Origin of the sequence: Candidatus Magnetaquicoccus inordinatus (genome assembly GCF_004217665.1) — a bacterium.
Classification (GTDB): domain Bacteria; phylum Pseudomonadota; class Magnetococcia; order Magnetococcales; family Magnetaquicoccaceae; genus Magnetaquicoccus; species Magnetaquicoccus inordinatus.
In genome coordinates this window covers 1-11,563 of the sequence record NZ_RXIU01000118.1, presented here as the reverse complement: position 1 = coordinate 11,563, position 11,563 = coordinate 1, and the positions used below count along the sequence as shown (strand labels likewise).

General features: G+C 53.0%; 10 protein-coding genes. All 10 read right to left on the bottom strand.

Annotation, left to right across the window (positions count from 1 at the left end; translation table 11 throughout):
* Positions 1 to 193: 193 nt before the first annotated feature.
* The 10 genes from EJP87_RS09775 to EJP87_RS09735 all read right to left on the bottom strand — a co-directional run bounded on the left by EJP87_RS09775 (position 194) and on the right by EJP87_RS09735 (position 11,111).
* Positions 194 to 865: a class I SAM-dependent methyltransferase gene (locus EJP87_RS09775; RefSeq protein WP_227657558.1), complete on the bottom strand. Its 672-nt coding sequence runs from the start codon at positions 863 to 865 to the stop codon at positions 194 to 196.
* A 72-nt stretch (positions 866 to 937) separates the two neighbouring features.
* On the bottom strand, positions 938 to 2,023 hold the full coding sequence (locus EJP87_RS09770; RefSeq protein ID WP_130471684.1) for an SPASM domain-containing protein: 1,086 nt from the start codon (positions 2,021 to 2,023) through the stop codon (positions 938 to 940).
* A complete protein-coding gene (locus EJP87_RS09765; RefSeq protein WP_130471683.1) occupies positions 2,016 to 2,873 on the bottom strand; it encodes an SDR family oxidoreductase in 858 nt (285 codons plus the stop codon). The genes EJP87_RS09770 and EJP87_RS09765 overlap by 8 nt, the downstream gene beginning before the upstream one ends.
* A gap of 13 nt (positions 2,874 to 2,886) precedes the next feature.
* A complete protein-coding gene (locus EJP87_RS09760) occupies positions 2,887 to 3,810 on the bottom strand; it encodes a transketolase family protein (protein ID WP_130471682.1) in 924 nt (307 codons plus the stop codon).
* A gap of 3 nt (positions 3,811 to 3,813) precedes the next feature.
* On the bottom strand, positions 3,814 to 4,614 hold the full coding sequence (locus EJP87_RS09755; protein WP_193771276.1) for a transketolase: 801 nt from the start codon (positions 4,612 to 4,614) through the stop codon (positions 3,814 to 3,816).
* Positions 4,615 to 4,634: 20 nt separating this feature from the next.
* Positions 4,635 to 5,627 (bottom strand): aminoglycoside phosphotransferase family protein, encoded by a 993-nt coding sequence (locus EJP87_RS09750; RefSeq protein WP_193771275.1) that lies wholly within the window; start codon positions 5,625 to 5,627, stop codon positions 4,635 to 4,637.
* Complete coding sequence (locus tag EJP87_RS17810) at positions 5,614 to 6,303, bottom strand: hypothetical protein (protein WP_193771274.1); 690 nt, start codon at positions 6,301 to 6,303, stop codon at positions 5,614 to 5,616. The genes EJP87_RS09750 and EJP87_RS17810 overlap by 14 nt, the downstream gene beginning before the upstream one ends.
* A complete protein-coding gene (locus EJP87_RS09745) occupies positions 6,303 to 7,829 on the bottom strand; it encodes a PfkB family carbohydrate kinase (protein WP_130471679.1) in 1,527 nt (508 codons plus the stop codon). The genes EJP87_RS17810 and EJP87_RS09745 overlap by 1 nt, the downstream gene beginning before the upstream one ends.
* 111 nt (positions 7,830 to 7,940) lie before the next feature.
* Positions 7,941 to 9,974 (bottom strand): tetratricopeptide repeat protein, encoded by a 2,034-nt coding sequence (locus tag EJP87_RS09740; RefSeq protein ID WP_130471678.1) that lies wholly within the window; start codon positions 9,972 to 9,974, stop codon positions 7,941 to 7,943.
* Positions 9,975 to 10,004: 30 nt separating this feature from the next.
* Positions 10,005 to 11,111 carry a radical SAM protein gene (locus tag EJP87_RS09735; protein ID WP_130471677.1) on the bottom strand — a complete coding sequence of 369 codons (1,107 nt, stop codon included), beginning with the start codon at positions 11,109 to 11,111 and terminating at the stop codon, positions 10,005 to 10,007.
* Between the last annotated feature and the right edge of the window lie 452 nt (positions 11,112 to 11,563).

Genomic DNA, 11,563 nt, shown 5'->3' with positions numbered 1-11,563 from the left:
TTACCAGCAGGGCTTTGCCCTGCACCCACCAGGAGGAGATAATCTCCTCCTGGACCTCCATAATAATTTTCTGATTTTCAAATGCGATTGCCCTGGATTCCATCCCTGGACCCGGCCAGGGAGGGAATCCCTGGACCCCCAGTCGTTTTGGGGGGTGAATAGTTGCGCTCTACCCAGAACAACCAATTCCGCATCACTCAAAAAAGATATATCCATAATCCCCGGTATATCCAGCCATCTTGAAAAACCACTCCCACTCATCCACCCGAAAATAGGTGCGCTGGGTCAACTGCCAGTTGAGCATGTTGATCCGCTCCCGCTCGTTGCGATAAGACTCCTGCATCACCCATTTATGGCCTCTGCCTACCCGCTCAATCTCCCGCAAGGCAGCATAGACCTCATAATTGGTCAAACTGTGCAACATCCCCAGGGAGATGACCAGATCAAAGGATTGATCCGCATACGGCAAGGCAATGGCATTGCCACAGGTCAAAAAAGGCTTGACCTCCTCTTTACCCTGTTCGATCCCATATCGGGATATATCCAGACCTGCCACCCGCGCCTTGGGCAATAAACGCATAAATTCATACAACAAGAAACCTTTGCCACAACCAATATCCAAAATCGCCGCATCCTCCGGCAACTGATAATGATCGATCATCGCCTGCGCAATCGGAGTCCAACGCCCGGGCAGATAGCGATAGCCCCCATATCCAGTATTGCGATCCCCATCCCAATAATCAAAGGCATATTGCAACGCCTTCTCCACCAAAAGCGGCTTGTCATGCTGACAAACCCGCTCGCGATAATCGCGCCTGGTGCTCTTGTGCAATAGGCCCATAAAATCAACCAACTCTCCCATCATTTGCCTCCCTGAACAGGCCGTGCACCAATGCCATCAGACACAATTGACAGAACAGGCCGTGCGCCAATGCCATCAGACAAAATTGACATGCTGCGGCGGATGGGTCAATTGCCAGACAAAATCATTGACCGCATGGGTGCGACAGTTGGTATAGCATTGCGAATGCACATCAATCTGCTTGACCAGCTCAATCACCTCCCGATACCGGGCACTGGCAATGATGTCGATAAAAGAGCTCTCTTTCAGATCTCCCATGCGATATTTTTCCTCCTCCTTGTCAAAAAAACCACCACAAGGATAGACGCGCCCATCACCGCTGACATACAACAAAAAAGGCACACCCAGACACTGATCATAATTGCGCCGTCCCTGGTTCATGATCTTGCCCCATTTGACGATCACCCGATAAGAGCCCGCACTTTCTGCCTCAGCCGCCTTGAGCAACGATTCAAAAGAGGAATAGACCCCCAACTGCTCAAAAATGCCCAACTCATTTTCCACCATGTCGCTGCACTGCTTGACCACCAGATAATCCACCCCCAACTCCTTGCCCAACTGCGCCAACGGCACTACCTGGTTGACATTGTTGGGGGTCAATACCATCTGCAAGCCTACCGTGACCGGCAAACCTTTGCGCGCCTTGGTCTCCGTACAAAAACGAATGTTGCTGATTGCCTTCGCAAAATCTTTGCTGGAATGAATCTTCAAATAGCTCTCCGCACTGGCAGCACTGATGTTGAAGCGAATCCATTTCAAATGCTCCAACGCCATCTCCCCATCACGACCTGTATCCAAGAGAATACCATTGGTGCCTACCGCCATATCCACCCCGGCTTCCGTGCCCACCACAATGGCCTCATACACAGCCGGATTGAGCAAAGGCTCTGCCTCACCTATCAATGCCATGGAACGCACTCCAGCCTTGCCAGAGTCACGCATAAAATTTAACAACGCCTCTCTGGGAAAAACCAAATCCTTCCCCTTGGTAAAAGAGTTGCGCTGCAGGGCACCAAAACAATATTCACAACGAATATTACACCCCTTGCTCAACCCCGTATCAATATGCAGTGGCGCAATCGGCTCCCCCTTCATCCAGGCCGCCACACGCTCCGGGTGCCAAATCATCTTGTGGCCATCCATCATATACTGATCAGTCATCAGACATTCCTTTCAACAATTGACAATACGCTGCCACCGCTTCCTGCCAGGGACGCAGAGGAGGTAATTTGAGTGAGACAAGCGGAGTACGGGTCTGCTTGACCCCCAAAGAGGGAAATTCCCGGTAGGAGGCAGGGTGAATCTTTTCGGCTATCTGCAGATGTTTGCCCACCTCGTGCATCAACTCATACAAAGAGCCTGTCCCGCTGTTGCTCAGATGATAGACTCCCCAAGGATAACGCTCTGCATAAACCCGACGCACTTCCGCCGCCAAATCCCGCGAATAGGAGGGCGAAGAGATAATATCCTCCGCAACCCGCAACTGGGGCCGCCCCTGCTCCAACAAACTTAACATCCGCTCCATGAATTGGTTGGCTTTGCTGGCCGGACCAAACAGCAGTGGCAAGCGAAAAATATAATGACGTGGCGCATGGTGCATGACCATGCAATCGCCCATCCATTTGCTGGCGCCATAAAGATTGATCGGTTGCGGACACATCTCCTCCGTATAAGCCCCCTCGGCCAAATCAGGAAATACCGCATCAGTGGAAAAATGGATCAACACCGCATTCAACTCGGCTGCAAGCTGAGCCAACTGCCGCGGAAAAAGAGTGTTGATCTGCTGCGCCAAAAGGGGATCTTTTTCACAAGGATCAATGCCCAAAAAGGCAATGGTGTTGATCAGCAGATCGGGTTGATTATGGCGCACCACCTCTGCCACCGCCTCAGGATCGGCGGCGTTCAACGTCGTGGAGTTATAACCAATCACCGTTCCCAAACCAGCAAAAGCATGCTGCAAAGCCAGCCCCATCTTGCCGGTATGACCCAGCAACAAAATACGCAAGGACATGTTTGCTCTCCTGTCACATCAAGGAAGTAAGACGTTGCCGGATACGTGCTGCCATCGCTGGCGGCTCCAAACCGACCCCTGCCAATTGTTGATCCTGGGAACCATAACGGTGGGAAAATTGATCCGGAAGGGCAAAACGCAAGGTTGGCTTGAGCATCTCGGCCTCATTCTGCAGCTCCAAAAGAGCACTGCCCAAACCACCAATCAAAGAGTGCTCCTCGGCACAAACCACCAGACGAACGCCAGCCATGACCGAAAGCAGCGCCGAGTCCAAAGGTTTGATGGTATGACAGTTGTAGACAGCACAAGAGATCCCCTCCGCCGCCAACAGCTCTGCCGTTTGCAAAGCCCGTTTGACCATCACCCCATAACTGATGATCACCACATCACTGCCCGCACGCAAACAGATGGCCCGGCCAATCGTAAAACCATCCTCTGGCCGGGAGACCAGAGGATCTCCCCCTTTGGCAAAACGAATATAAAGCGGACCCGGCCAACCCACACTCTGCTCCATCAAACGGCTCATCTCCGGAGCATCCGCCGGGGCGACAATGGCCATATTAGGCAAGGTGCGCAGCAGGGCAATATCTTCCTGAGTGGTGTGGGTCGGACCCAGAGGCGCATAAACCAACCCTCCGCCGTTGGCAAGCAAACGTACCGGCAGATTGGGCAGACAAAGATCAACAACAATCTGCTCCAGACAGCGCCGGGTCAAAAAGGTGGCAATGGTATTGACATAGGGAATATATCCCTCCATGGCCATCCCGGCAGCGACACCCAGCAGATTTTGTTCGGCAATCCCCTCCATAAAAAATTGTTCGGGCAGCTCTTTGCGCATCGCCTCCAAAGTGCCACTGCCCAGATCCGAACCAATAAAAATAATCTGCCGCTGCTGGCGAGCCAGTTGATGAACCCTATCCAAACATACGCGCCGCATCTCTTAACTCCCCAGTGCCGATTGCAGTTGCGCCAGCTCCTCGGCTTTGAAGCTGGATTTATGATGCCAGTCGGGATTGTGCTCCGCCATCGGCACCCCCTTGCCTTTGACCGTATGGCAGAGGATGGCTGAAGGCATTCCCTCGCTTAAAGGCAGACGTTGCAACAACCTGCGCAACGCCTCTGGATCATGTCCATCCACTTCCGCCACCGCAAAACCAAAAGCACGCCATTTATCAGCCAAAGGTTCCAAAGGCTGGACCTGGGTTACCGCACCATACGATTGCAATTTATTATAATCAACCAGAGCCGTCAGTTGTTGCAGGCGATGCTTGGCGGCAAACATCGCCGCTTCCCACACCGAGCCTTCATCCAGCTCGCCATCACCCAAAATCACCATCACCCGATGGGTCTCCCCTTTGCGCTGCGCCGCCAAAGCCATCCCCGCAGCAATAGAAAGACCATGACCCAAAGCCCCAGTGGATGCCTCCACTCCGGGGACCATTCCCAACTCAGGATGACCACCCAACATGGCATCCAAACGACAAAAACGATCCAACTCCTCCATCGGAAAAAAACCTTTATCGGCCAGTATGGCATAGAGCGCCAAACAGCCGTGCCCTTTGCTGAGAATACACCGATCACGCTGTGGCCACTGCGGCTCGCCGGGCCGAACCTGGAGAATATGGTCATACAATACCCGCACAATCTCGATCAACGAGAGTGCGGAACCAGGATGGCCCCGTCCACCGCCCTGCATCGCCCGAAAAACCAAACGGCGCAAATAGCGGGAACGTTCGTCCAAAGGTTCAGTTGTCTCATCGCTCATGGCAATTCCTTCTTGATATGCTGCAGACGCTGGCAGGCAACATGAAATCGCTGCTGCAACAGCTCCTCTTTGCTTTGTGAGGTGGTCAAACGCTGCCATCCCTCCGGCAGGAAGGGGTTTAATACAATCAGGCACCAGATCAAACCGTTTAGCGGATGCAACGCCTGCCAGCGTTGCCGAAAGCCGGGATCTTTTGTTGCCACCAGGCGCTGCATGGCCGCCCGCCAACGCTGCTCTAACGCTACAGAACAACGCATGGCCGGATGCCAAAGAAAATCAGAGCCTAATTTGACCGGATCATCCCAGCCAAAATATTCCAAATCCAAAAAAATCAGCTCCCCATCCGCCCGACGCAGCAGATTATGAATCCCAAAATCCGAGGGACTCAGTATCAACCCCACCGGCAGATGCCACTGTGCAGCAAGCTGCTCTTGGGCATAGACCGTGGCCCTCTCTGCCAACGGCTGCAGCTCTTCATCCAAAAATTGGCACAAGCGCGGCTCCTCCTGCCCCTCGCGCAAACGGCGCAAACGACGCTGCAACTGCTCCGGCACCGCCGATGGCCGGGCAAAATAGTCCGAGGCAAAAGGCAACTCCTTGGCCTCCGGCAGCTCTTGCAGTGGCAAAAGCCGCTGCAAAAAAGAGAGCATCTCCTCCAGCAGGGCGCCATCCAACGGCCCAACAGGCTGCCCATCAATCCAATGATACAAAGCACAACGCTCTTCCGGCCACCAGGTCACCGGCTGCGGCAGACAATGCACACCCTGCTGCTGCAAAAAGGTAATGGCCCGCCACTCCTGCGCCAAACGATCCCGACCGTTGCCTACCGGCAGCGGATCATGTTTCAAGGCATATTCACGCCGGGCAGTGCGCAAACGCAACAAACGATGATTCCCCCCACCGCCTATTGCACACAGTTGTACCGGCTCCGCCAAAGCTTGCGCAACCAAAGTCACAAGATGTTGCACATGCTCTTCAGACAAACACATGGCGCTGCATCTCCTGCCAGTGGCAACAAGAGGCAATCCCTGGCAAAGCGGGGCGCTGTGCCGGATTAAACCAGATGGGACGCACACTGGCCGGAAAATGCGGATCGAGCAACACCTCTGGCAGATCGTCGATAAAACAGTGCAGTTGCAATTGGCCAATACGCGCCAATTTTTCCTGGCGCGTCGCCTCATAGTAGACATGCTCCGGGGCAAAGGCCAAACCCTCTGGCTGAAAAAAGCCCCGTTCTCGCAACCAGGCGCTGGCAGTGGCGCGTATATCTGCACGTTCGCTGCCCTGCCCCGCATGATGGCTCTTATGGCTGACAATAAACAATTCCACCCCTTGCGCTCGACAATGACGTAAAAAGGAGTCCGCTCCCGCCATCAACGGAGCCTGCCACAAAGCCGGACCATACACCTCCGCCTGCAACGATTGCCAGAGCTTCTCCCCATCCGCTCGCTGCCGGAGCGCCTCACGCACCGCCGTTTTATCCAAAACAGGTTGCGCCGGAAACCAACCACGCTGCTGGGCCTGCTGAAAAAACAGCCCATCCAGATAGATCAAAGTGTTGTCCAAATCGATCCCCAGACGCAGCGGCTGGGCGGCAAGCGCATCAGCAACGGGAGAATCTGTGCTCGGAGAAGAGACAATCTTCTCTGCCGGAGCCCTGCTCATTATTTCATCAAGGTGGTCATATATTTATACAAGGCAAGCGGTTCGATCGGCTCCCGATTGCAGACAATTTGCACATCCAAAGCTGCGGCCACACTGCCGATAAAAAGCGAGATCTCAGGATCCAGACCGCCAGCAAGCGCCAAACTGGCAAAAGCCAAAAAGCTGTCTCCCGCCCCGACCCGATCCACCACCCGCGTGGAAAGGGCAGGAATGCTATGCAGTCGATCCATTTTGCTGTCCCACAACAGAGCCCCTTCGGAACCGCGTGTGACCGCAAAAAAGGCACTGTGAATCTGCCCATTGATGCGACGGGCCAGCGATTCCAAAGAGCCAAAACGATCATGGGCCGCCAGGCGCAGCTCCGGCTCATTGACTGCTGCAAAATCGGCCCGGGGATAGCGGGTGACCACATGATAACCACGATTGCCACCGTTGACCTGGGTATTGACAGCCAGATAACGGGCATGACGGCTTAAAGCCTCCACTATGCGCGGCGAAATCAAACCATTGCCATAATCAGGGACTATCACCAGATCATACTCTGCCCCATGCTCGGCCAACCATTGGCAGATCTCTTCCTCCACCTTGTCACTCATCGGCTCTTCATCGCCAAAATAGAGCTCAAAAAGCTTGTTCATGTTTTCATCAACAAAGCGACGTTTGACCAGGGTGGGCGCGCTTTCATAATAGTGAAAAACCGGCTCAATATTGGCTGCCAGCTTGGAACGAATAAATGGTTCATGGGGATCCTGTTGTCCCAAACCGGTCAACAGCGCGATCCGCTCGACAAAACCAGCCAAATGGTTGGCCACCGCCAATGAACCGCCAGCAAACTGTTCGGTAGAGGTGTAACGGCAGGCCATGACATTGACCCCTTTGCCAACCATGCCCATCGGCTGCACATAGCAATATTCATCAACAATTGCCTCGCCCACCACCAACACTCGCAACCCCTGCAGAGATTGCAAGGCTTTGATAATCTCCTCGGCCTGATGCGTCTCTTTGAAACGACGCAAAAACTCCTTGGTCGCCGGCGAAAAAACATCAAACTGATCGTTGATGATACTGGAAGAGCTGAATTGAATCTCCTCGGTATAGCACAAACGGCCTCCGTGTGCCTCCACCGCCTCCTGTTCGGTGGAGATGTTGCCGCTGATATCATCGGCAACCACCTTATAATCCTGGCCTTTGACATAGATGGCAGGCTGTACAGTATGGATCACCGGGACAGCGGTTGGCGCATGGTTGATCGCCACATGCCCCACACAAGCCAACGCCGCCAAACTCTCAGCACGCAACTGGCTGGTAAATACCGGTCGCCCTGGCCCTTTGTTGACATATTCATCGGTGGTCACCGTGACAAAAAGCACATCCCCCAACTCCTGAGCCTTTTGCAGGTGACGCATATGTCCCGGATGGAGCAGATCAAAAACACCATGACACAACACCACCTTTTTACCCTGCTCACGATAACCGTGCGCCAGTTTACCCAACTCTGGCAGTGAGACAATTTTTTTGTCTGTCATCTTCCTGACCTGTCCCTCGCTGTTTATTCTGCCCGCAACGGCTTGACCATCGCACCTCGGCGCTGCTGAAAAGCTCCGAGCTTGTGAATAAATCTACTGTGCAGCCCATTTCTACAACCCAGGCGCTGGCCTCATGCCCAACCGCTGCAAAATCTGCTGGGCAAACTCCAAATAGGAGCGTCCTTGACTGATCACCTTGGAATCCTGCGCCGGTCTCTCCTGCAACCTCTGCCGCAGTTGCTCTTTGCGACGATACCAGAGGCAGTTGTCATCCCAATGCGGCGGATCGGCACAATAGCGACAATCATAGACAACTGGGATGATGCCACAAGCAGCAGCCTCCACCAGCCTTTGACTGCCCAAATCATAGGGATGCGGCACCAGCGCATATTCAGCCTGGTTATAGAGATCGGTGACCGCCTGACCATGCGGCAAAGAGCCCTTATAAAAGGGTCGCACCACAGGATCCTTTTCCCAACCATGCCCATAGATCTCTACAGGAATCTCTCCGGCCAGTTCACACAACCAACGCACACTGACATTGCGCACCACATAGCCCCAGAAAAAGGTAGAGATCTCGGTGGGAGGCAAGCCGGTGCGCGCCGCATACTCTTCCAGCAAGGGATTGTTCAACGGCTCGCCGGCCATAAAATGGTGCTGCATCTCCTGCAATATAGGTTGCGGGTTGGGATATTGACTCAAAACAAAATCGTGGGTTGAACCGACAAACACCACTTTGCGTTGACGCGCTTGCCCATAGTCACGAAAAAGCTGTTGATCATAACAAAATCCCTGTACCCGGACATCCTTGCCTCCGCAATTTTTGATCAATTGCGCAAACTCCTGGTTCAAAGAGTAGAGAATATCCTTTTGCCGCCAGGGAAAAGGTTGGCCACGCAGCAATACCGGCATGGGATCGGTATACCAATAGACGCAACAGGTCTCTGGATGCACAGCCAACTTATAATAATTATTGATATCAATCAGCAGGTGCGGACGAAAGGCATCTATCTGCTGCAGATAATGAATGGCATGAAAAGTCTCCCGCTCATCCGGTTCCATGGCCATCATCACCTGGCAACCCAACTGCTCGAAGGCGCTGCGCAGATCACGCGAGTTGGACAACATCACATCCAGCTTGCGTGAGGTGGCAATATAGACCCGCAGCGCTCCCTCTCCGGCAGTTGCCGGGGCCGCAGCGCTACGCACCTTTTTTTCCATCTCCTCTTTTACCTGGGTCCGCACCACCATGGTCTTGTAGAGAATCTGCACTATCCGTTTGGCTTCCTGCCGTTCCATCGGTTGCGCCGGATCAAAATCGATCTCTTCGGGATGGGTAAAGGGGGTGCGGGTGAAAAACTCCATGAGAGAGATGGTATCGCCCGGCAGACAAATCAGTTGGGCTGGCGCATCGGCAAAGGGTTGACCAAAATGATAACAGAGCTGTGGCACAGCCTTTTGAATGGTCTCTTGCACCTTGCGGGCAGCACGGGCACTCTGCAAAGCCTTTTCCCGGTTGACAAAAAGGGTGTGGCGGGGTGTGGGAGGTGCTGCAAGTGGCACCCCCGCATAATAGCTCCCCAGACGGCGGTGATAATGGGCATAATAGGTGACGGACAGGTTTTGCAGAGCTTTCGCCAAAAGCAGATGGGAGTCGGCATGCTCGGGCGCCAGATCAAGCGAACGATGCAAAATCTCTGCTGCCTCTTCCCAGCGCTCCATCCTGGTCAAGGCATGACCAAGCAAATAGAGTCCGCGTTGGTGTTGTGGTTGCAGACGTACCAAAAGACGCAGCTTTTCTACCGCCGCTGGCCACTCCTGCAAACCGGCCAAAATCACTCCGGCATTAAACAGCAACATCGGTTGCTGCGGTTGCTGAGTCAAAGCCTCTTCAATGCGCACTCTGGCCTTGGGAAAATTTTGCAGATTGATCAAAATATTGCTGGAAAGAAATAAAGCCTCAAGCTGTTGGGGATCGCTGGCCAAAATCTCCTCACAGAGGGCCAATGCTTTGGCAAAATTGTTTTGTTGATGGCAGCTTCGGACCTCTGCCAATTTTTGTTGCACATCCACTGCCACGACTGGCTGTGGCGCCGTTGTACTCCGTGCGCGCGGCGCTGCTTTTCCCCTCTGCCTGTTTTTCATGTTTACACCATAATGTTCTGCCGCTGCAGGTTAAATAAAATTGATATGCGGGATCGACTGGGTATGGATTTGGTGCAAATAGCGATTGATTTCATCCATACGGCAGTTGACCCGACACTCAGAAATATCCAGCTCATGCTTGAGCAAAGAAAAACTTTTCTCGCGCAGCGGCCCCTCCCAGATCTCCTGAAAGCTCTGTTCGCGAATATTGCCATATTCAAAACGGGCATCCTTGAGAAAAGCGCTGCAACCGGAAACGGTGCCATTGGCCATGACATAGGCCCAGAGAAAAGGCACCGCATAGCAGCGATTATAGCGTTCTTTTTCCTTGTCTGCATATTTTTGCATCGTGTGACCACGAAAAATCAGCGAAAAACGCTCATTATTCAGGGAGGCCAACTGCTCTCCCAACTGCAAAAAGCGTTGATAATCGATAGCGCTATAGCGTTGGGTATTGCTGAACATATGTTGGGAATAGGGTTTGATCACCAGATAATCGAGGCCGATCTCATCGCGACAGAGGAGGGCAAGCTGCTGCATTTCATGCGCATTTTCATCCAGCAACAGCGCCTGGGCCCCCAAAGTGCAAGAGAGATTGCCTTGCCGACGCGCTTGCACCATGGCCGACATGTTTGCCACCACCTTGGCAAAATCGCTCTCTTTGGTCTGATGGATTTGGGCATAGGTGGCCGGAGTACCGGCGTTGATGGAGACCTTTAACCAGGAGCTGGCTGGCAACCCATGCTCCAAAAATCCGGGGGGCAAGATTGTGCCATTGGTGGTAAAAGAGACATCGATACCGACACTTTTGCTCAAAGCCGCGATGGCGCCGGCCTGTTTATGCAGCAGCGGCTCTCCTTCTCCGGCAAACATGATGCTTTTGACCCCCAAACGGGCCATCTCAGGAATCCGTTTTGCCAGAAGCGACTCTTCCAGGCGTACCGCCTTGTAACCGATATAATCGACGGCACAAAAGAGGCAGCGATGGTTGCAGGCTCCCACCAAAGCCATTTCGACATAGATCGGATAGACTGTTTTGGCAAGTTGCCAATCCTCTTGTGCGGCCAGCACCTGAGCCGTGCGCTGTGGGTGGTAGATTAATTTATGGCTATCTATACGGAAGGTATCGCGACTCACAATGGTTTCATCCACACAATGGAGGTAGCGGCAGAAAAGAGCTGCACGGGAGGAAGGAGAGAAAAATCATCCTGTAGTATCGATAATTAGCCGTTAATAATGCAGTAAAAACACCACAAAAGTCAACAACAAAAGCCGACAGAGCCAGTAGGTTGCTTGAAACAAAAATATCATTATGGAGGTCCAGGAGGAGATTATCTCCTCCTGGTGGGTTACAAGGGCAAAGCCCCATATGCGCTAACATGATTATCGAAACTTATTGTTGAGCAGTGTGGATGCGTGTATAATGCAACCACTATGGATGCGAATACGATATTTCTGGATGAAAATTGGGAATTTTTACGTTCCTTGTTTCCCACTGGTTGGGAGGAACTTGCCCGTGAGACGAGGGCGATTCTGCAATATAAGGGAGATGTGAAGTCGGTATCTAATTGGATGCGCATTTTTCTGAT